Annotated in this window: 17 protein-coding genes; 4 read left to right on the top strand and 13 right to left on the bottom strand. The window is 28.9% G+C overall.

Annotated elements, in window-relative coordinates; genetic code table 11:
• Positions 1 to 5: 5 nt before the first annotated feature.
• The 9 genes from G507_RS0108395 to G507_RS0108355 all read right to left on the bottom strand — a co-directional run bounded on the left by G507_RS0108395 (position 6) and on the right by G507_RS0108355 (position 15,328).
• Entirely contained in the window at positions 6 to 584 is a 579-nt protein-coding gene (locus G507_RS0108395; RefSeq protein WP_026717086.1) for a DUF3575 domain-containing protein, read from the bottom strand.
• A gap of 100 nt (positions 585 to 684) precedes the next feature.
• Positions 685 to 3,621: a protein translocase subunit SecDF gene (gene secDF / locus G507_RS0108390; protein ID WP_026717085.1), complete on the bottom strand. Its 2,937-nt coding sequence runs from the start codon at positions 3,619 to 3,621 to the stop codon at positions 685 to 687.
• Between the two features lie 185 nt (positions 3,622 to 3,806).
• Positions 3,807 to 4,739, bottom strand: coding sequence for a malate dehydrogenase (mdh, locus tag G507_RS0108385; protein WP_026717084.1), 933 nt, complete (start codon positions 4,737 to 4,739; stop codon positions 3,807 to 3,809).
• A 27-nt stretch (positions 4,740 to 4,766) separates the two neighbouring features.
• On the bottom strand, positions 4,767 to 5,771 hold the full coding sequence (locus tag G507_RS0108380) for a DUF6588 family protein (protein WP_026717083.1): 1,005 nt from the start codon (positions 5,769 to 5,771) through the stop codon (positions 4,767 to 4,769).
• Position 5,772: 1 nt separating this feature from the next.
• Positions 5,773 to 7,716, bottom strand: a complete 1,944-nt coding sequence (gyrB, locus tag G507_RS0108375; RefSeq protein ID WP_026717082.1) for a DNA topoisomerase (ATP-hydrolyzing) subunit B — start codon at positions 7,714 to 7,716, stop codon at positions 5,773 to 5,775.
• Between the two features lie 354 nt (positions 7,717 to 8,070).
• Positions 8,071 to 9,735 carry an asparagine synthase B gene (gene asnB, locus G507_RS0108370; protein ID WP_026717081.1) on the bottom strand — a complete coding sequence of 555 codons (1,665 nt, stop codon included), beginning with the start codon at positions 9,733 to 9,735 and terminating at the stop codon, positions 8,071 to 8,073.
• 253 nt (positions 9,736 to 9,988) lie between these two features.
• Entirely contained in the window at positions 9,989 to 10,438 is a 450-nt protein-coding gene (locus tag G507_RS0108365; RefSeq protein ID WP_026717080.1) for a hypothetical protein, read from the bottom strand.
• Positions 10,439 to 10,503: 65 nt separating this feature from the next.
• Positions 10,504 to 12,258, bottom strand: a complete 1,755-nt coding sequence (locus G507_RS0108360) for a TonB-dependent receptor (protein WP_026717079.1) — start codon at positions 12,256 to 12,258, stop codon at positions 10,504 to 10,506.
• 55 nt (positions 12,259 to 12,313) lie between these two features.
• Positions 12,314 to 15,328 carry a tetratricopeptide repeat protein gene (locus tag G507_RS0108355; RefSeq protein ID WP_026717078.1) on the bottom strand — a complete coding sequence of 1,005 codons (3,015 nt, stop codon included), beginning with the start codon at positions 15,326 to 15,328 and terminating at the stop codon, positions 12,314 to 12,316.
• A gap of 174 nt (positions 15,329 to 15,502) precedes the next feature.
• Here G507_RS0108355 and G507_RS0108350 point away from each other — a divergent pair, with 174 nt between their 5' ends.
• A complete protein-coding gene (locus tag G507_RS0108350) occupies positions 15,503 to 16,186 on the top strand; it encodes a cell division ATP-binding protein FtsE (protein ID WP_026717077.1) in 684 nt (227 codons plus the stop codon).
• Here G507_RS0108350 and G507_RS0108345 read toward each other — a convergent pair.
• On the bottom strand, positions 16,155 to 17,408 hold the full coding sequence (locus G507_RS0108345) for a hypothetical protein (protein ID WP_157496532.1): 1,254 nt from the start codon (positions 17,406 to 17,408) through the stop codon (positions 16,155 to 16,157). The genes G507_RS0108350 and G507_RS0108345 overlap by 32 nt on opposite strands.
• Positions 17,398 to 17,982: a hypothetical protein gene (locus G507_RS17650; RefSeq protein WP_157496530.1), complete on the bottom strand. Its 585-nt coding sequence runs from the start codon at positions 17,980 to 17,982 to the stop codon at positions 17,398 to 17,400. Before G507_RS17650 ends, G507_RS0108345 begins: the two co-directional genes overlap by 11 nt.
• 734 nt (positions 17,983 to 18,716) lie before the next feature.
• Here G507_RS17650 and G507_RS0108335 point away from each other — a divergent pair.
• Genes G507_RS0108335 through G507_RS17320 form a run of 3 tightly spaced genes read left to right on the top strand, consistent with a single transcriptional unit; the run spans position 18,717 to position 21,514 of the window.
• Positions 18,717 to 19,433, top strand: a complete 717-nt coding sequence (locus G507_RS0108335) for a glycosyltransferase family 2 protein (RefSeq protein ID WP_026717074.1) — start codon at positions 18,717 to 18,719, stop codon at positions 19,431 to 19,433.
• Positions 19,433 to 20,557, top strand: coding sequence for a glycosyltransferase (locus G507_RS16625; RefSeq protein WP_051191547.1), 1,125 nt, complete (start codon positions 19,433 to 19,435; stop codon positions 20,555 to 20,557). Before G507_RS0108335 ends, G507_RS16625 begins: the two co-directional genes overlap by 1 nt.
• Before the next feature lie 9 nt (positions 20,558 to 20,566).
• Entirely contained in the window at positions 20,567 to 21,514 is a 948-nt protein-coding gene (locus tag G507_RS17320) for a glycosyltransferase family 2 protein (RefSeq protein ID WP_051191544.1), read from the top strand.
• Here the strand turns inward: G507_RS17320 and G507_RS0108320 are convergent.
• On the bottom strand, positions 21,492 to 21,887 hold the full coding sequence (locus tag G507_RS0108320; protein ID WP_026717073.1) for a sugar 3,4-ketoisomerase: 396 nt from the start codon (positions 21,885 to 21,887) through the stop codon (positions 21,492 to 21,494). The two genes, G507_RS17320 and G507_RS0108320, sit on opposite strands and share 23 nt — an antisense overlap.
• Positions 21,887 to 22,987 (bottom strand): glycosyltransferase, encoded by a 1,101-nt coding sequence (locus G507_RS16615; protein WP_051191543.1) that lies wholly within the window; start codon positions 22,985 to 22,987, stop codon positions 21,887 to 21,889. The genes G507_RS0108320 and G507_RS16615 overlap by 1 nt, the downstream gene beginning before the upstream one ends.
• Positions 22,988 to 23,038 lie beyond the last annotated feature (51 nt).

Below are 23,038 nucleotides of genomic sequence, written 5' to 3'. Positions count from 1 at the left end.
TTTTTTTATAATCTAAATCCTAAAGTTACGTGGGCTTTAAAATTTATGTCTGAATAATTATCACTAATTTCTTTTGAATTTGAAAAATTTCTAGCAATTTGAGATCCTAAAGTAAGGCTTATTTTATCATTAAATAGCCATTTATGACCAATGCCAAAACCTGCTTCTAAACCACTTAAATCGTATTCTCTAGTCAATTGTGTGTATGAGTTAGAATTATAGTCATAATTATAATAATCAACCACCTCTTGTTTGCCTAATCTGTATTTTAAATAAGGTGAAAAAACAAATCCGTGTTGTTTTTTACTTTTTGAAAAATAAATATTGTATGAAGCTTGCAATCCGATTAAGCCGTTTTTTTCTAATTCTGATGCATCTAAATAAGAATACGTGTCAAAAAGAGTTACATCAAACTGAACAGATTGATTTCCTTTTAGAAAATGCTCATATCCAACATTAAAAGATTTACCAACGACTAAATCAAAAAGGTTTGATTTAATTTCTCCTTTATACTCTTTTGATTCTTCATTTTGAGCAATAGAAATAAAAGGCAAAAGCAACAATCCTAAAATAATTTTTTTCATATATTTTAAAGTTAAAGTTAAAACAAATATAGAAAGAGTTAATCAAAAAAAAATCCTAAAATTTTCATTTTAGGATTTTTTTCAAACTTATTTTTTTTGACTAATCTTCTTTTTTGAATTGAGCCATTTTCAATTTTTCTTTTTCGCTCATTGAATCACGCATAATTGGTGTTGCGACGAATAATGAAGAATATGTACCCACTAAAATACCTACTAGAATTGCAAATACAAATCCTCTGATAGTTTCACCACCTAAGATAAAGATTGCTACTAAAACTACTAATGTTGTAGCAGAAGTATTAATTGTTCTACTTAATGTAGTATTAATAGCTTTATTAACTAAGCCATCAAAATCTGATGTTGAGTTATAATCTAAGTATTCACGAATTCTATCAAAAACAATTACCGTATCATTTAATGAATAACCAATTACCGTTAAGATAGCTGCAATAAATGCTTGATCAATTTCCATATTAAATGGTAAGATATTGTAGAAGAATGAGAATATACCTAATACTATAATTACATCATGTGCAACTGCTGCAACTGCTCCAAGACCAAATTGCCATTTTTTAAATGAAATCATTAGATATAAGAACACAACAAATAAAGAACCAAAAACAGCCCAGATTGAGTTACTTTTAATATCCTTTGAAATAGTTCCAGATACTTTAGAAGACTGCATTACACCATATTTTTTTCCTTCATATGAAGTAACAAAATCTTTGTATGATAAATTAGCTGGCAAGTATTGCTTTAAAGCTTCATATAATTTTTCGTTTACTTCCTTGTCAACTCCTTCACTTTCTTCGTTAACTTTATATTTTGTAGTAATCTTTAACTGATTATCGTTACCAAAAACTTTAGCTTCTGCACTTCCGAAAGTAGCTACTAAATCTTTAGCAACATCTGGAGCCACAACAGCTTTGTCAAAACGTACTTGATAAGTTCTTCCTCCAACGAAATCTACACCTAAATTTAAACTTTTTGTAAAGATTGAAAATAAAGATAATGCTATTAAAATTCCTGAAACTGCATAAGCAATTTTTCTTTTTCCTAAGAAATCAAAGTTCATGTTTTTGAACCAGTTTTTAGTAATAGAAGTTGAAAACGCTAATTTTTCTCCTTTAGAAATACTCCAATCTAAGAATATTCTAGTAATAAAAATTGCAGTAAACAATGAAGTTAAAATACCAATAAGTAAAGTAGTTGCAAAACCTTTAATTGGTCCTGTTCCTAAAAAGAATAAAATTAATGCAGTAATAAAAGTTGTAACATTGGCATCAATAATAGATGACATTGCCCCTTTCCATGTATATGCATAGTTAACGGCTTCTTCAATTGTTTTACCTGAATCTAATTCTTCTTTAGCTCTTTCAAAGATAATTACGTTAGCATCAACTGCCATACCTATCGTTAAAACTATACCAGCAATACCAGGTAATGTTAATACAGCACCAAAACTTGCTAAAGCTCCAAAGATGAAAAGAATATTTACTAATAATGCTAAATTAGCGTAAAATCCTGTTTTTCCATAATAGAAAACCATCCATAATAATACCAATGAGAATCCGATGATGAATGACATAATACCATTATCAATAGCTTCTTGACCTAATGAAGGACCAACTACATCAGATTGTAAAATATCAGCTCTTGCAGGTAATTTACCAGCTCTTAATACGTTAGCTAAATCTTTTGTTTCTTCAATAGTAAAAGAACCTGAAATTTCAGAACTTCCACCAGAAATTGCTCCTTTTGAAACACCTGGTGCAGAATATACTGTGTTATCTAATGTAATTGCGATAGCGTTTCCTTGTTGAGAAACTTCACCGGTCATTTTTTCCCAAGCTTTAGCTCCTTTACCGTTCATTTGCATACTAACAGCAGGTTTCCCTGTACCGTCATAAGTATCTGTAGCATTAGTAATAACACCTCCACTTATAGGAGCTACATTTTCTCTATTACCTTTTAATGCGTATAATTCAGTAATATCTGGAGTTTTGTCATTAACTTTTCCCCAAGCAAACTTTACGTCAGCCAATTGGCTTGGCAATAAAGCTTTCATATCACTTCTTTTTAAATAAGAGTTTATTTTTGCTGTATCAGAAAGTTTAGCATAACCAATTATTGAAGTTCCTGGTTGTTGACTAACCTGAATTTTATCGAATAATGGGTTTACTTGGTTTGATAAAGTATCTGCTTTATCAACTAATAAAGAATCAATTCCTTTAGAAACTGTTTCTTTAATATCCTTTTCTTTAATTTCTGTTTTCTTTAGAGCTTCATTTACTGAAACTATATATTGAGCTACATCGTCAATTTTGTATGTTTCCCAAAATTCTAATTGTGCTGTCCCTTGTAATAATTTCTTAATACGGTCAACATCTTTTGCTCCAGGTAATTCTACTAAAATTCGACCTGTTTCTCCTAACATTTGGATATTAGGCTGTGTTACACCAAATTGGTCAATACGTTTTCTTAATACTTCAAAAGCACTTTCTACAGATTTGGCAACTTCTTGTTTGATTAATGGTTTTACTTGATTATTAGTCATGTCAAACTTAATAACATCATCTAACGCCCTTGTTCCAAAAATTTCAGCACTAGATAACTTAGTGTTTGATGCTGTTGCTTCTTTATCAAAAGTCTCAAAGAAAGCATCTAAATAAGTTTGGTTACCTACTTGATTTTTTGCTGTTTCGGCTAATGCTTTATTAAAAACAGGGTTTTTAGTATTATTAGCTAATCCTTTTAGTATATCTTTTACTGATATTTGAAGAATAACATTGATTCCACCTTCTAAGTCTAATCCTTTGTTGATTTGTTTTGCAACTACTTCATTGTAAGTATTACCCATGTATACTTTCTCTTTACCTATAGAATCTAGGTATTGTTGCTCTTTTGCGAAATCTCCATTTGCAAATGTTTTTGCTTTTTCTGCATAACTATTTGCAACGTAAGTAAACGTTAATTGGTAGATACATGCTACGGCAAAAATAATTGCGAAAAATTTAATAAGTCCTTTATTCTGCATTATTCAAAAAATTAATTTATTGTATTTTAAAAAACGGACAAATATATACTATACAATAGGATTATACAATTTTATTTTATACTAATGTTAAATTATTATAATTATAAAAATAGAATTTGTCAGTTTACATTTAATAAAAAAGGCTGTTAAAAATTAACAGCCTGATTTCTATACTTATATAAAAATTATAAAACCGATTTCAAATCAGCATTCATATTTCTAACTGCTTCTGCACTTTTAGCAAACAATGCTTTTTCAGCATCATTTAATTTTACATCAACAATTTGTTCAACACCGTTTCTTCCAATGATACATGGAACACCGATACAAATATCGCTTTGTCCATATTCACCATCCAACATAACTGAACAAGGAATCATGCGTTTTTGATTGTTTAATATAGAATCTACTAAAAACGCTACAGAAGCTCCAGGAGCATACCAAGCTGAAGTCCCTAACAAACCTGTTAAAGTTGCACCACCAACCATAGTCGAAGCTGCTACTTTATCCATTTCTTCTTGTGACAAGAAATTAGCAACTGGTGAACCATTGTAAGATGCTAAACGTGTTAATGGAATCATAGTTGTATCACCATGACCACCAATTACCATACCTTGCACATCGTTAGATGGTTTTTGTAAAGCTTGTGATAAGAAATATTTGAAACGTGAACTATCTAAAGCCCCACCCATTCCAATAACTCTATTTTTAGGTAAACCTGTTGCTTTTAATGTCAAATATGTCATTGTATCCATAGGGTTTGAAACAACAACTATAATTGCATCTGGAGAATGCTCTAAAATATTTACTGCAACTGATTTTACAATTCCAGCGTTAATTCCGATTAATTCTTCACGAGTCATTCCAGGTTTTCTTGGAATTCCAGAAGTAATTACTACTACATCAGACTTAGCTGTTTTAGAATAATCATTTGTGCTTCCTGAAACTACAGTATTAAAACCTGTTGTAGTTGAGCATTGCATAATATCCATTGCCTTTCCTTCTGCAAAACCTTCTTTGATGTCTAATAAAACTACTTCGCTTGCAATTCCTCTATAAGAAATAACATCTGCACAAGTAGCACCTACATTACCAGCACCTACTATTGTAACTTTCATATTTGTGTTATTTATGTAATTATTAAATTAAAATTCATATTGTAATGAAACATTTGTGTTTACAAATTTACCAAAAGCAAGTGTACCTTGTACAAAAAAATTGCTAAATTGATATCTACCAGAAAATTCTCCTATTAAATTTCTTTTCGTTTTACTCAAATCTTTCATTCTATCATTCAATATATCCTGCAAAGGAACAATTTCTTCAATACTTCCTTTTTCACCATCAAACTTATAATTGAAATCACTTATGTTAAAAATAACACCCCATAATACTTCTAAATTTTTATGTGTTTTAGATATATTAATTTGAGTCTGATAAGTGTCTATGCTACTTCCTAAAGAATTAATTCCTAATGTTCCATAAGCTGACTGAATATCAACAAAATCGAAACTCAAATTTTCTTTAGAATAAGCAATCAATGCAGATACATGAATTGTTTTATTGAAATTTTCTGAAAAATGTTGATCTAAATTATGTTTTAAACCAGCTCCATAAACTTGATAATCTCCTTTTTTAAGTTTGGTTTTTGGAGAGTATTTAACTAATACTTCTGTACCATACCAAAGTCCAACACCAGCTTGTAAATATGGATAAAAAACAGTTTCCTCATTTACCCCTTCTGGAGATTTTAATCGTACTTCTGAACCTCCTAAATCACCCACTAAGTAATATTGATCATTGTTCCCTAAAGCTGTCGGAACCTCAACACTATTTTGACCTTCTATTGAGAAAAACTCAAAGTCATTATTAGTTGCCGTGAAAGTTCTATCTGATTTGGGCACAAAAAACAAATTAGCATTTACACCAAATGTTACTTCACCTAACTCCTTTTTCTTTGTAGAGGTCATCCAACCAGATGAGGCTTGATAAACAGCGGCATCAGTGGCTGGAGTTATATATTTATCAGAATACAAAAGGGCATCATTTAGTAGATACCCTATTTGTTGAAACACTTCAGCATTTTGTGCTTTCAATTGATTAGTAGTTATTACTAATAAAAACAAAACAACAGTAGCAGTTTTATTCATCTTAAGCGTCAATATTTGCGTAAGCTGCATTTTTCTCAATAAACTCTCTACGAGGCGGAACTTCATCTCCCATTAACATAGAGAAAACTCTATCTGCTTCCGATAAACTATCAATATTTACATGACGTAATGTTCTAAATTCTGGATTCATGGTTGTGTCCCATAATTGTTCTGCATTCATCTCTCCAAGACCTTTATAACGTTGGATTGATGCTGAACCACCCATTTTTTGATTTATTAAATCACGTTGATCATTTGACCAAGCGTATTCTTTTTTGTTTCCTTTCTTAACTAAATATAAAGGTGGTGCTGCAATATAAACGTGTCCACCTTCAATTAATTCTTTCATAAATCTAAAGAAGAACGTTAAGATTAGTGTAGAAATGTGAGAACCATCGACATCGGCATCACACATAATAACTACTTTATGGTATCTTAATTTTGAAAGATTTAAGGCTTTACTATCTTCTTCTGTACCAACAGTAACCCCTAAAGCAGTAAATATATTTCTAATCTCTTCGTTTTCAAAAACTTTGTGCTGCATTGCTTTTTCAACATTCAAAATCTTACCTCTTAAAGGTAAAATAGCTTGAAACATTCTATCACGACCTTGTTTTGCCGTTCCACCTGCAGAATCTCCCTCAACAAGGAATACTTCACATTTTGCTGGATCTTGTTCAGAACAATCTGATAATTTTCCAGGTAATCCACCACCACCCATAACGGTTTTTCTTTGAACCATTTCACGTGCTTTTTTAGCAGCGTGACGAGCTTGAGCAGCCAAGATTACTTTTTGAACAATAATTTTAGCATCATTAGGATTTTCTTCTAAGTAAGCTTCAATCATATCACCAACAGCTTGACTAACTGGTGAAACAACTTCTCTATTTCCTAATTTTGTTTTGGTTTGCCCTTCAAATTGTGGTTCTGCAACTTTTACCGAAATAATAGCTGTTAACCCTTCACGGAAGTCATCTCCAGAAATTTCGAACTTCAATTTATCTAACAATCCCGAAGCATCTGCATATTTCTTTAAAGAACGAGTTAAACCTGTTCTAAAACCTTGTAAATGCGTTCCTCCTTCATGAGTATTAATATTATTTACGTAAGAAAATATATTTTCTGTGTAACTTGTATTGTAAATCAAAGCTACTTCAACTGGAATTTCTCCTTTATCAGAATCCATTGAAATCACATGTCCAATAATTGGCTCACGATTAGCATCTAAATAACGAATATATTCTTTTAGACCTTCATCAGAATGAAAAATTTCAGAAACAAAATTTCCGTCTTTATCTACTTCTCTTTTATCAGTGAACGTAATTGTAATTCCTTTATTTAAGAATGACAATTCACGCATACGAGCTGATAACGTATCATAAGAAAATTCAATTGACTGCGTAAAAATCGTATCATCTGGATAAAAAGTAACAATTGTACCTCTTTTATCTGTTGTTCCAATTTGTTTTACTGGGTAAAGCGCTTTACCTCTTTCGTATTCTTGTTCATAGATTTTTCCATCAGAACTGTGAACTGTTGCGCGTAAATGATTTGACAATGCATTTACAACTGAAACTCCAACTCCGTGTAATCCTCCAGAAACTTTATATGAATCTTTATCGAATTTACCTCCAGCACCAATTTTAGTCATTACAACTTCTAGGGCAGAAACTCCTTCTTTTTTATGAATTCCAACTGGAATACCACGACCATTATCTTCTACTGAAACCGAACCATCTTCATTAATATCTACAATAATAGTATCACAATAACCACCCATTGCTTCATCAATAGAGTTATCTACGACTTCATATACTAAATGATGCAATCCTCTGACTCCAACATCTCCAATATACATAGAAGGTCGCATTCTTACATGTTCCATTCCTTCTAAGGCCTGAATACTGTCTGCTGAATAATTGTTTTTGTTTATTTCTTCACTCATATTATTAAATCTTAAACGATTTTTTTATTATAACTACAAATATAACCATTTAATAAAGAAAACAGCTAAAAAGCGCCTTAAAATGATTTCAAGTTATCAACATTTGTTAATTTCTGTAAAGTTGCTTAAATCGAATAAAAAAAGGCTGAAATCGAATTTTAATCAATTTAGCCTTTTGTTTTTTATACTGAAATTAGTAAAGTTGTTTAGAAGGGATTTTTTGGATGTTGGATTTTCGGATATTAGATATTCAGATAAAAGAAAACTGATATAAATTCGACTTTAAAACAAAATGTTAAACATAAAATTAAACTGTCTGAAAATCTAATATCTGAATATCCGAAAATCTACCTTCTAATATGCTTCCGTATGAACATTTGCAACTGCTCTTCCTGAAGGATCATTCATGTTTTTGAAAGCCTCATCCCATTCTAAAGCAATTTTTGTACTACAAGCTACACTTGCTTCTTGTGGAACGCTTTTGGCTGCTGCATCACTTGGAAAGTGCTCTGTAAAAATTGAACGGTAATAATATTCTTCTTTTGATGTTGGTGTTTGAATTGGAAATTTGTATTTCGCATTCGCTAATTGTTCATCTGAAACTTCTTTAGCTACGACTTCTTTTAAAGTGTCAATCCAACTATACCCTACTCCATCACTGAATTGTTCTTTTTGTCTCCAAGCTACACTTTCTGGCAACATATCTTCAAATGCTTTACGTAAAACCCATTTCTCCATACGTTCTCCGTTAATCATTTTGTCTTGTGGATTAATTCGCATAGCCACATCCATAAATTCTTTGTCTAAAAAGGGCACACGACCTTCAATTCCCCAAGCCGCAAGACTTTTGTTAGCACGAAGACAATCATACATGTGTAATTTACTTAATTTACGAACTGTTTCTTCGTGAAATTCTTGCGCATTTGGTGCTTTATGAAAATACAAATAACCTCCAAACAATTCATCTGCACCTTCTCCAGAAAGTACCATTTTAATTCCCATTGATTTTATAACTCTTGCCATTAAATACATTGGTGTTGAAGCACGAATTGTTGTTACATCATAAGTTTCAATATTATAAATCACATCTTTAATTGCATCTAAACCTTCTTGAATAGTGAATTTAATTTCATGATGAATTGTTCCTAAATGATCTGCTACTTTTTGAGCTGCAGCTAAATCTGGTGAACCATTTAATCCAACTGCAAATGAATGTAATTGTGGATACCATGCATCTGATTTACTGTCTGATTCAATTCTTTTTTGAGCATATTTTTTAGCAATAGCTGAAGTTATTGATGAATCCAATCCTCCTGAAAGCAATACTCCATAAGGCACATCACTCATTAATTGTCTTCTAACTGCAGCTTCTAAGGCTGTTTTGATTTTAATTATGCTTGTTTCGTTTTCTTTTACAGCTTCAAAGTCTGTCCATTCTCTTTTATACCATTGTACAAATTCTCCATTTTTACTTGACATGTAATGTCCTGGTGGAAATAATTCAATTTTTGTACAAACTCCTTCTAAAGCCTTTAGTTCTGATGCTGCGTAAAATGTTCCGTGTTCGTCCCAACCTATATATAAAGGTATAATTCCCATGTGATCACGCGCAATGAAGTATTCATCTTTTTCAACATCGTAAATAGCGAAACCAAATATTCCGTTCATCTCATCTAAAAAATGTGCTCCTTTTTCTTGGTATAAAGCTAAAATGACTTCACAATCACTTTCCGTTTGAAATTCGTACTTGCCTTCAAATTGCTTTCTTAATTCTCTGTGGTTGTAAATTTCTCCATTAGCCGCTAAAACCAATTTTTTGTCTTTTGAAAATAAAGGTTGTTTCCCAGAAGCTGGATCAACAATAGCTAAACGTTCGTGTGACATGATAGCTTTTTCATCACTATAAATACCACTCCAATCTGGTCCACGATGACGAATTATTTTAGACATCTCTAAAACTTTAGGTCGTAAAGTTTCAGCTTTTTGTTTTAGGTCGAAGGCACATACTATTCCGCACATAATTTTTAGTTTAAGAGGTTATCAGTTTAAAAGGTTAAAAGGATAACCGTTTAATTGTTGAACAAAATTGAGGATAAAACAATAATAAATAAACTAAATGTTTGATTTTAGTTATAAATTATAATCTTAAAGTTAGTTTTAATACAAATATGTAACTGAATATTCAAAATAAGTTCGTTTTAATTAAAAAAAGCACTTCGACAGGCACAGTGTGACAGTAAGTATTTAATTGTCCATAAAATAAAAGTGGAGTTTATTCTATTGTTTGAATAGTATAGGTTTTTGAATTAATCTCAAATTGAAAATTAACTTTGTTTCCCATTAACTTTGTTCCTAATGGTGATTGTGGTGAAAGTGCGAAAACATCTTGATTTTCAATTGTTATTTTTGGTAAAGCTGCACTGACAAAGAAAAAAGTAGAGTTGGCTTGAACTAAACTTCCTAAAGAAACAACTTGATGTTTTTGAGAATCATCAATTTTATCTAAAATGGATTTTTGTTCTAAAACTTCTTTTAGTTTTTGATTTAGTTTTTCTTGTTCTAAATGCATCATGGCTAATGCCGTTTCATGTTTATCTCCAGCTGAACCTTTGGCATCATTTTGTGCATCAATAGTCAGATCGGAAATCATTTTTTGAAGGGTTTCGATTTTTTCTTGAACTATGGATTTGTATTGAGAAAGGATTTGTGGTTTTGTTGGCATATGTTTTAAATAAAAAACGCTAAGTTAAATAAATACTTAGCGTTTTAAAAAATTCTTATTAATTCTTAAAAATCAAACTTATAATTCGCACCAATCATTACCTGAATAGATTGTACTGGGAAGTTTGCCCAACGTTGGTAGTTTTGACTTGCTAAGTTGTTTCCTTTTAAGAAACCAGTCAATCTTTCGTTGTATTTGTACCCAACATGTGCGTTTAAATCAAAGTAACTATCTAATGTCACCGTTTGTGAAGTGAAAGTTCCTGGATTGATAGTCAAATCATCTTGCACTTGAATTTGGTCTTTTCTGTCACCTACAAAAAACACTTTTGCTCCTGCGTACCATTTATCTGTAATATTGAAATCTACAGTTGAAGCTAATTGAATTTGAGGTAAATTCCATGCTTCTTGCTCTTCATCTACTGAATAATTATTGTACGATCCACTAATTCCAAAAGAAACGTTTTTAGAGAAATCAGCTTTCAATTCAGCAAATCCTGTGATGGTTTTCACTTTATCATAAGTCACATCAAATGAATTTCCAAAAGCATATCCTTCAATATTTGTCACAAATGGATCAAAGGCATTATTTTTGAATAAAGCTTTTGCTTCTTCATCTTTATAAGATGCTCTTAAATTAAACGAAACTGAATTAGATAATTTCCCTTTTAAACCTGCATATATATCATATTTTTGGTTTGTTGGTGAAACATAAAGAGTTGGAGAAACAAATGGATTTACATGTACAAAATCTGCATAAGAGTTTTGATGTAATGTTCCTTCTGCTCCAGCATAAGCTGTTAAAATTTCTGGCACTAATTTATAGGATGCTTTTATGTTTGGATATATAAAAACCTTACTATCTGAAATACCATCAACTTTCTGTGTACTATAAAAAACTGATGCTCCAAATTGAACTGAGTAATCATCTTCTTGCAATAATATACTTGGACTAGCTCCGAAATTTATGTTACTATATTTGTAAGATTGATCAACATAATAGCTTCTGTCAAAACTTCCTCCTACATAATCTACGATTACATCTAATTTTACTTTTGTATTCATTACTTCAAATGAAGTTTCTGGCTTGATATAAAACCTATTTTCTCCTGATCCAAATGCATCAGAAAAACGTTTAAATAGTAAAGTTGAATTATCTAAAAAACTATCTTTCATTCCTAATTTTCCACCTAATTGAATTGTATTAAAAGATTGTTTTTCTTTAATTGAATTTAAAGCTGCTTCATCAAAAGCTACAAATTCAGTTGGCAAACCATACCAATTGCTTACTTGATTTTTGAATCCTAAATCAACATTATAATGTAAATCTTTATCGCGACTTCCATAAGTTACATCTGCACTTGTTGTTGCAAATTGATTGTCTAAAACAACTCCATCAATATCACCTTGTGATGACAAATGACGAATCATTCCTCCTACATATTCACTTCTACTAATATCTTCTGTGATGAATAATTCTGCATTTAATGTTAGGTAGTTTCCTAAACCTAAAGTTGCGTAATTTTTATAGAGCTTTTCTTTTTTTGCTTTTTCTACATCAGCTGCTTTTCCTTTTGCTGGTGTAAAGGTTGAAGCTACAGGAAATGAAAAAATTGAATATTCTATTTTCTCTTTTTGTACTTCTGCATCATCTTCAAAAGTTGGTGTTTCTTTTACTTTGAATGCATCAGAAATTGTTGGGCTATATGGTTTTACAATATTTACCACTTCCGAACCTATATTTTCATCTTTCTTTTGGGCTAAAGCCAACTGAAAAGAAAAAATTACTACTACTAGAATTATATTTTTTAAATATCTCATTTTTCTTATTTTAGATACTGAATCAAGTTCAGTATGACAGACATTATTGATTTAATTACTCTTGAATTGAAGAATTACGTTTTGCTTCTTCTGATTTAATTTTTGCTAATTCGTCTTTTGCTTCTGTTACAACATCTGCATATTCTTCATATTCTTCAATAACCATTTTTAAAATAGAAGTGGCTTGAAAACTATCTTTTAATTGGTAATAATTTTTTGCCATAACTACTAAACTTTTAGCAGCAAAATATTGGTAACCCGAATAATCTTTAGCATATTTTTCTACAATTTTATTAGAATCTGCAAATTTTCCGTCTTTGTTTTTAAAATAAGCATCATAGTACAAAGCTTCTGCTGCTAGTTCTCCTTTTGCTATTTTTTGTAGGTTTTGGTAAGCTAGTTTTGCTTTTGCTTCATCTCCAGTTTTTATGGCAGAACGCGCTACAATAATTTGTGCATCACTTTTTACTCTATCTTCTGTTTTATCATTTGACAACACTTTATCAGCATAAGTAACTGCATTTGTATAATCTTTTTTCTCATAATAAGATTTCATCAAATTAGATTGAGCAAATGTTACGTTTTGAGGAAAATCTGCTTCTGTTTCTAATCGCTTTAAAACAACTATCGCTTTATCATATGATTTTACTTTTAGATAAACTTGACCTAAACGTGCTAATGCTTGTTCAGTAAATTCACTACGAGGTTTACTTATTACATATTCATAATGTTTGATCGCATTATTTTCTAAACCATCAGCATAATACAATTGAGCTAAATAAAAATTAGCCTTTAAAGCATGAAGACCATTTGGAAAACTACCTAAATAGGTTGTAAATCCAGAAATAGCTTGTTTTGCATTATTCATTAAATATTGCTTTTCGGCTGATTCATAAGTTGTATTATCTAAATCTGCATTACTAACTTCAATAAAATTTAAAGTTTTAACCCAAGCAGCATATTCATCTACTCTACCGTTATCAATATAAATTAAACGAGCTGTTGAAACCGCTTCTAAAGCTTCTGGTGAATTTGGAAAATCAGCGGCAACTTTTTTGAATTTTGTAATCGCTAAATCTTCTTTACCATTATTATAATGAATTAAACCTTGTTTTAAAATAGCTTTAGCCAAATAAGAACTTGTTTTGTGATTAGCAATTAATTTATCAAAAGTCTGAATTGCTTTATCTACTTTGTTTTCGTTTACATAAGTATTTCCTAGTTCATATAAAACATCGTCTGCATATTGTGATGTAGGATAAATTTTTGAAAAATTTTCTAAATCGTCTATCTTCTTATCGTTCTTTCCAACAAAACCGTAACTTATTCCTTTTTGATAAGCTGCATAATCTGCATCCGGACTTTTTAATTCCATTACCTTATTATATGCATCCATTGCTGGCCAATATTTAGCTGAAATAAAATTACAATCACCCAAACGCAAGTAAGCATCTGTTAATCTTGTCTTATCATTTTTGTTTGAAGCTATATAACTACCAAAAGTAGAAATAGCATTATCGTATTCTTTTAATTTAAAATAAGTATACCCTAAATTGTAATTAATGTTTTTGTTTTCTGGAGTTGAAGCCGCTGCACTATTTGCTTGAAATTGCTTAAAAGTAATTTTAGCTTCACTAAATTGATCTAAATTATATTCCGTTTCAGCTTTCCAAAAAAGTGCTCTTGCAGTGTATTTTGGGTCTTTATTTTCTATAATTGCTTTTTTGAATAGGTTTAAAGCTTCTGTATTATTCCCATCAATATATAATTCTAAACCTCTATAAAAATTTGCTAATTGATAAGCTTGACGATTTTCTGGAGATTTGTTTTTTTCCAAAAGAACTAAAGCTTCTTTATAATTTTTTGATGTGATATAAGAACTAATCAATAAATTATTAATTTCTTGTTTGTATGACGAATTAGGATATTTAGTCAAATAAGCCTGTAAAACTTCCGGTGTGCTTTTGAAAGAGTTTCCGATTTCGTAGCTTAATTTAGCATAATTCAAATAAGCATCTTCTTGAATTTTTAAATCAAATTCCATTTCCGAAGCAGTTTTAAACGCAGTTAGTGCTTGATTTTTCTTATCTGTACGCAAATAACATTCTGCTAAATGATAATAAGCATTTTGAGCTACAGCATCATTTCCACCTATAATTTTATTGAATTGTGAAATCGCTTTTTCGTAGTCTTTTTGTTGGTAATAAGCATAACCTAATTGGTAATAATCAGTGTTATTCCATTTACCTCTTGATCCTTTATAATCTTCTAAATACGGAATTGCTTTGTCGTATTGCTTTAAATTAAAATAACTTTCACCAATAATTTTAGACAATTCACTTATGTCAGCTCCTCTAGATTTTGGCATTTGGGCTAAACCTAAATCAATTGCTTTTTGAAAATTTCCTAATTTGAAATTCATATCAGCCTGAAAATAACCCATTTTTTCTTTGTATCTATCTTGGTCAGATACTTTGTCGAAATAGTCATTAGCTTTTTTAAAATCATCGGTTTCATAAGCTAAATAACCCAAATAGTATTTTGCTTGATTCCCATATTCTTTAGAATTCACAACTTTATTAAAGTAATTTGAAGCTTCTTTTATGTTTTTAGCTGTAAAATAGGCATATCCTTTTTGAAAATTAAATTTTTCTCTTTCATAAGTTGTCAAACCGTTTTCATCTACTTTATCAAAGTATTTTAAAGCTTGTGGATAATTACTTTGGTCAAAATAATAATGAGCCACTTCAATAAACGCTTGATTTTGCTTTGTACTTGTTGGATATTTTTCCACAAAATCTTCCATTAATTGATCTGCTCCCATTTGGTTTAAACGAATAGCACAATTAGCAATATAATAAGCACAATCTGCTTTTACATCTGTACTTGAAACAGTATTGATTACTTTATCAAAAATAATCTGAGCGGATTGATATTGTTTGTCTTTATACAATTCAACTGCTCTATCAAATTCTTTTAATTCGTGCGAATAAATAGCAGTTTGTTGCGCCACAACAAAAGTGGTTTGAAAGAATAGCAATAAATAAAAAATGTGTTTTGTAAGCTTCATTTTATTCCGGTTTTAGAATCTCAAATATAAGTTATATATGACTACTAACGGGTGAAGCATAGTTTATATTGTGAACAAGGTTTTAAACAAATATGTTATTTTTTTACAATTGATTGATATTATTTTGAATAGAACATTACTATTATTACATTTACAGAATAAATTTATTAAATCATGGCAGCAACCATTCTTTCCTTACAAAACGTATCCATAAATCAAGAAAACAATAGAGTTTTATCTAATATAAATCTTGAAGTAAAACGTGGTGATTTTATATATTTGATAGGAAAAACCGGTGCTGGAAAAAGTAGTTTATTAAAAACTCTTTATGGTGATTTGGCTTTACTTGAAGGTGAAGGAAGTATAGTAGATTATGATTTACGCAAATTAAAAGAGAAAGACATTCCATATTTGAGAAGAAAATTAGGGGTTGTTTTTCAGGATTTTAAATTGTTACCAGATAGAAATATTCATGATAATTTATTGTTTGTTTTAAAAGCGACTGGCTGGAAAGAAAAAGCCGAAATGAATTTAAAAATTGAAGAAGTTTTAGATAAAGTTGGTATGAAAATGCAAGCACACAAAATGCCTCATCAAATTTCTGGTGGAGAACAACAACGTGTTGCCATTGCAAGAGCTTTGTTAAATAACCCTGAATTAATTTTAGCAGACGAACCAACTGGAAATCTTGATCCACAAACTTCTGTTGAGATAATGAATGTTTTAAAAAACATCAATGAAAATGGTAAAACGATTTTAATGGCAACACATGATTATGCTCTAATTATGAAATTCCCAACAAAAACACTTAAACTAGAAGACGGAACTATTTTTGAAGTAGTGCAAAGAACGGTTTAGAACTTATTCTATTTGACCAGAATTTTGAAACTAGTATCAATACAAATGGATAGATTATAATATGAAATCTATCTCCTTGTGCACATGAAACTCCAGATATTAAAATAGTATAAAGAATAAATCCAGCTACAAGAATGCTGAATTTTTCTTTTTTATAGTTTTTTATAACACACAATAAAGACAATCCAAAACCTAAGAGCGTCAATAGAATATTTTGAATTTTAGACAAATAGAAAAAGGTAGTCTTCACTAATTCAAAATAATTTGTTTTTTTTACATTTTCACTTAATAAAATTCTAGAACTTCCATCTGTTGTATTGTGATGTAAATCATCAATATAGGCTAAAATTAAGTTAGGAAAATTATTTTTTAGTTGATTTAAAAAATCATTTTGGGCCACAGCATTTGCTTCTTTATATGAAAATTGCGTTAAATATTTATCTCTTTCTTTTGAATTAAAGTCTTTTAAATTTTCATTCTTTTTCAACATATTAGATTTTGCTCCTAAATAATTATAATAAGTATAAGAATCAATATAACTGATTTTGAAATTCCCGTAAGTGCTTTTAACTGCATAACATTGCATAAATACTAAAAAAAGTGCACTATAAAAAAAAACAATACTTTTTTTCTTTATGTTTTTAATTAAGATTTTTATAAAAAATAAAATTGCTAAAATTGCTAAAAACTTGGCTCCTGGACGAATTAACATACTAACAACTAGCAATGACAAAGCTATTGACAAGTAGTGGAATTTTAATGTTTTGTAATATTGTAAAAGCAAATAAAAAGCAAATATTATAAAAAGCAAATAAATACTTTCGCTTAACAAATCAAACAAAATTGTGCTATTTCCGACTGAAAAAAGAAACATAAGTGATATTAAAAATGCTTTTTTTGGTACTAAATAATGTTTGGCAATTTCAAATAAAATTATAATTGTACTAAACCATGAAATGATATTTACAATTAAACTAAAATCATATAAATAAGTAACAGAATTTGAAAACAAAAGTGGCAAACCAGTAATAAAAGCCATTACAAATGGTCTATAATAATGAGCTTTACAATCATTGTATAAAAACTGTGCTGATTCAATATAGTTCAATGAATCATTTCCAACTAATTGTTGACTGTTTAATTGTAGTAAATAATTAATAACAATTAGGTTTATTGAACCTATTAGTAGCAATAAAAGATGATATTTGAATTTACTTTTCAATTTGAAATTTATGATAAAGATTAGCAACTAGAATGAGAACTAATGGAAAAAATACAATATGGAACCTATCTCCTTGATCACTAGAAATACCAGATATAAAGAACAAATATAATATTGTTAAAGAAACTAGTTTTAGCTCTTTTTCTTTTTCTTTATTTCTTATTAAAAATAGTATTGAACCAATTACACCAAAAATCGTAAAAATTACATTTTGTCCTTTAGAAATTGCTTTAAAAACAAATTGAACAGAATTGAAAAACCATGTATTCCTTTTATTTTCAAAACCAAAAATACTTGCACTTCCTTTAGTTGAATTTATGTGTAAATTAGAAAAATAGGCTTTAAATAAGTTTATTTTATTCGATTTTAATTGTTCTTTAAAATCCTCAATTGCAATTTTTTTTCTTTCTAAATTAGATAATTTAGACAAATAAACATGCCTTGGGTTAGTTCCTTGTTCAAACTTAATGTCTTTCTTAAAACAATCAGCTTTTGTTCCCAAATAATTATAATAAGTAGAAGTATCAATAGTACTTATAGTAAAATCTCCGTATGTTTTTTTTATGGAATACATCTGCAAAAGAATTAAGCTTATTGCTATGTATATAAGTAGTGAAAATTTACTTTTTAACACATTTATAATATTTTTAAAATAAAAAATAATTACAATTAAAATGAAAAATTTTAATATTGGCTTTATTAAAAGAGTAAGTATTAAAAGAGTAATTGCAAAAGTTAAAAATTTATTGTTTTTAGTCAATTCAAATTTTTGAAACAGATAAACAACAAAAGATAGAAAAAATGTAAAAATTGGTTCTGTCAATAAATGAAAAACAATACCTAAACTTCCAATTGTGAATATATACACTAACGAAAAAACAAAAGCTATCCTTTTTGTAACTGAAACTGAAATAATTTTATAAAGTAGTAAAATAGTACCAAGCCAGGCAATAGAATTTAACAGAAAACTCCATTTAAAAACATATTCAATAGGCAAATTAAACAGCAATGGAATTCCGTTTAAAAAAGAAAAAAGAAAAGGCCTATGGTCGTTAAATTTAAACTCAAAAAATAATTGCTTTATGGATAAAATATACGAATATGTATCTGGAAAAATATAGGTTTGATGTTCTAATTGCAATAAATAACAAAAAACAGTAATCCATATTATTCCAATAAATAACAGTATCACTTTTGGATTTAACTTTTCTACAATCTTTTTCAATAGAAATAAATTTGAACAAAAATAACTAAATTATTGTAATTCAGATTTAGAAATGTAGATTTGTATTGTTTACAATTTAAAATATGCAATTACTTAGTATTATAATCCCAGTTTACAATGAAGGTAACACTATTCATCTGATTTTAGATAAAATCAAAAATGTTACTTTACCTCAAAATATTGAAAAAGAAATTATCATAATTAATGATTGTTCTACTGATAATACTTCAAATTCTATTAAAAAATACATTTCAAATAATACTTCTTTAAATATTACGTATTTTGAACATGCAATTAATAAAGGAAAAGGTGCAGCACTTCACACTGGAATAAAAAATGCAAAAGGAGATTACACTATAATTCAAGATGCTGATTTAGAATATGATCCAAAAGAATATATTATTTTGTTACAACCTGTTTTAGATGGTTTTGCAGATGTAGTTTATGGTACAAGGTTTATGGGTGGAAATGCTCATAGAGTTTTATTTTTCTGGCATACAATCGGAAATAAATTTTTGACTTTCTTATCCAATATGTTTTCAAATTTGAATTTAACAGATATGGAAACTTGTTATAAACTATTCAACACGAAATTATTACAATCTTTAACTTTAAAGGAAAAACGTTTTGGTTTTGAACCAGAAGTTACAGCAAAAATTGCAAGAATCTCAAAAATTAGAATTTACGAAGTTGGTATTTCCTATTATGGAAGAACTTATGAAGAAGGTAAAAAAATCAATTGGAAAGATGGTTTTCATGCTATATATTGTATACTAAAATATGGCTTATTTAAATTATAATGAGTCAAAAAAAAATCGTCATATCTGGTATAAATGTTGTTGATAGTGGAATACTTTCAATAATGACGGATTGTTTAAATCAACTTGAAAAATATTCTACGAACAAAAACATTAAAATTATTGCTTTAGTTAATTCACAAAAACTCTTTTCTACACCAAATATTGAATATATTGAGTTTCCAAAATCAAAAAAAAATTGGCTTTTTCGTTTGTATTATGAATACTTTCATTTTAAGAAATTATCAAAAGAGTTTAAAGCTGATGTTTGGTTTTCAATGCATGATTTATCCCCAAATGTAGTTTCAAAGAACAAGTATGTCTATTATCATAATCCTTCTCCTTTTTACAAATTAAGTAATAGAGAATGGTTTTTTGGATTTAAAATAGGTTTATTTTCTAAGTTTTACAAGTATTTAACCCAAATAAACATTCATTCAAATGATGCTGTTTTTGTACAACAACACTGGATAAAAAATCAATTTGAACAATGGTTTTCTATTAAAAATTGTAAAGTTGCTTATCCAGAAACTCAAGTGAATATTGACAAAAGTAAAGTTGAATTGAATCCTAAAAAAGTTCACTTCTTTTATCCAAGTTTCCCTAGAATGTTTAAAAATTTTGAATGTATTTGTGATGCTATTCTTAAATTACCAATAGAAACACAAAATAAAATAGAAGTTCACTTTACCATTTCTGGAAACGAAAATAAGTATGCAAAATCTATTTATAAAACTTATTCAAAATATGAATGTTTTAAGTTCGTTGGAAAACTAAATCGAAATGAAGTTGCAGGATATTATGAAGCAATGAATGCTTTACTATTTCCTTCAAAACTTGAAACTTGGGGTTTGCCATTAACTGAAACAAAAGAATTTAACAAACCCATTTTTGTATCTGATTTGCCTTATGCAAAAGAGACTGTTGGAAATTATAATAAAGTAAGTTTTTTTAATCCTTCAAATTCAGATGAATTAGCTGAAAAATTAAAACTATTTATTACTAATAAATTGGAATTTGATGAAACAAAAAATTCAAAGAAACCTGATTTTGTCGGTTGGAATTCCATTTTTGACTATATATTTGAAGAAGATAAAAGTTTTCAGCACATAATTCATGATTCATAATTAATTAAAATGCCTTTTTTTACAATAATTATTCCGTTATACAACAAAGAAAACTATGTTGAAAGTGCTTTAAAAAGCATTCTCAACCAAACGTTTACGGATTTTGAAGTTATTATTGTAAATGATTGTTCAACTGACAAAAGTGTATCAAAAATAGAATCCTATTTGTCTGATAAAGTTACTTTAATTCATCACGAAAAAAACAAAGGATTATCAGCCACAAGAAATACTGGAATTCGAAATGCAAAAGCTGAATATGTTATGTATTTAGATGCTGATGATTTGTGGAAAACTACTTTTTTAGAAACTATTCATCGTTTGATTTCAAATTTTCCTGAAGCAAAAATTTATGGGACAAATTATGAAGAAATTTATGGTAATAGAGTTTTAAAACCATTTAATAATTCTGATGCTTTAGCTGATAATTTTGAAGGAATAATAGATTTTTTCAAATTAAATGTTAAACAAGGCATTTATAATCATGGTTCTGTTTGTTTTCATAAATCGGTTTTTGAAAAAGTGGGCTATTATGATGAAAAAATTAGATTTTCTCAAGATATAGATTTTAATATTCGTGCGAATTATTTTTTCAAATTAGCTTATAGTAACACAAATCAAATGAGTTACTTTATGCAAACAGATAATCAAATAACTCGAAGTTCAATTTTACATTATCAAATTCCTGATTATGATAAGTATGAAGATTGGGCAAAAACAAATCCAGATTTAAAAAAACAACTAGATTTTTTGCGTTATGTTTTAGTAAAAAAACTCAAAAAAGATGGAGATAAATCACTTTGGAAGAAAATTATAAAACCTATTCAATTACGAAATTTAAATTGGAAACAGGTTATTTTATTATATGTGCCAAAGAGTGGACTTCTATTTTTAGACTCTATAAAAATGCGTCTAATGAATAAAGGAATTAAAGTTGCTACTTATTCAAATACGAAATAAAGTCATCAAAATTTCTGATGTAATCTTCTTCTAAAAATACATCCGAATTTAGAACCAAACAAACGGCTCCAGAAGAAAAATTATCTAATTCTCTCCAAACATTAGTTTTGATAAGCAAGCCTTTATCTGGTTTGTTTAATGTCACTTTCTCTTTTGTTTTTCCGTCATTTAAAACCACATCAAAACTTCCTGAAAGAGCAATTAAAAATTCTGATTGATCTATATGCGCGTGTCCACCACGTTGCGCAGAACTAGGCACATCATACAAATAATAAACGCGTTTAATCTCAAAAGGAACTACATCTTTTTCTATGATGGCCAAATTTCCTCTATAATCTTCTACTTTTGGAATGTCTATTATTTCTATGTTCATTATTCTAATTCGTTAAAAATTTGTAACCAATGATTTCCAATACTTTCTAGTGAAAATCGTTCCACACTACTTTTAGCATTTTGTTTACAATGTAAATATAATTCTTTATTTGAAACCATTTCGTTTAAAGCATCAGTCATTGCTACTTTATTTTGATTTTCGACTAAAATTCCGTTTCCATCTTGAAAAATTATTTCGCTTGGACCAGAATGTAAATCATAAGAAATAACAGGAGTTTCACAAGCTAAAGATTCTAACAAAACCATTGGAAAACCTTCATATTTGCTTGTCATAGCAGTAAATAAAGCTTGAGAATAATAGGAATATGGGTTTTGAACATTTCCTAAAAACACTATATTATCTTCTTGTTTAAGTGATTTAGCAAAATCTTGCCATTTTTGTTTCAATTTTCCTTCACCAAGAATAACTAATTTGATGTTTTGTATTGGTAGGTTAGAATTTGAATAACTTTCAATTAAATGATCAAATTGTTTTACATTATCTTCCATTCTTCCAACTCCTAAAACATACTTAAAATCTAAATTTGTTGGTTCATTTTGCAGTTTTTCTATGCTTGAAAAATCAATAGGATTATAAATTTGAGTCAGATTTTTAAAAGAATAATTATCTTGAATGCTTTTTTCTATTTCACTTGAAACTGCAACTATATCTGAAACCTTTTTATATAAATGCTTGGCTAAAAACTTGTTTTTTGGAATATAATGTTCAATAAAATTGCTGTGAATTGTTTGTATAAATTTCTTATAAATGAAATTATGAATAATAAATTCTTGCAAATAAAATTCTTTGACTCTAAAATCAATAATTATATCAAATTGCTGTTTCTTAAAATACTTTTTTAAAGCGAAAAATCTTTTGAAACGACTAAAAATACTATTGTTTTTATCTTTTAAGGTTTCTAGATGTAATAATTCACCTGAATAATCATATTTAATTTCTCCTGCAAAAACCACATGATGGACTTCAAAACCTTGATTTACAAAGTAATGCGACAAAGATGCAGCACATCTTTCAGCTCCACCACCAGAAAGTGATACCGTTGTTAAACAGATTTTTAAAGGTTTATTTTTTTGATTCAATATTCGTAGGGTTATTTCACAAAGTTACACAAAGAAGTCTCAAAGTAGCAC

The organism is Flavobacterium gelidilacus DSM 15343 (genome assembly GCF_000422685.1).
GTDB lineage: Bacteria > Bacteroidota > Bacteroidia > Flavobacteriales > Flavobacteriaceae > Flavobacterium > Flavobacterium gelidilacus.
Note: the sequence above shows the minus strand (reverse complement) of the source record. Positions and strands in the feature narration are given on the sequence as shown.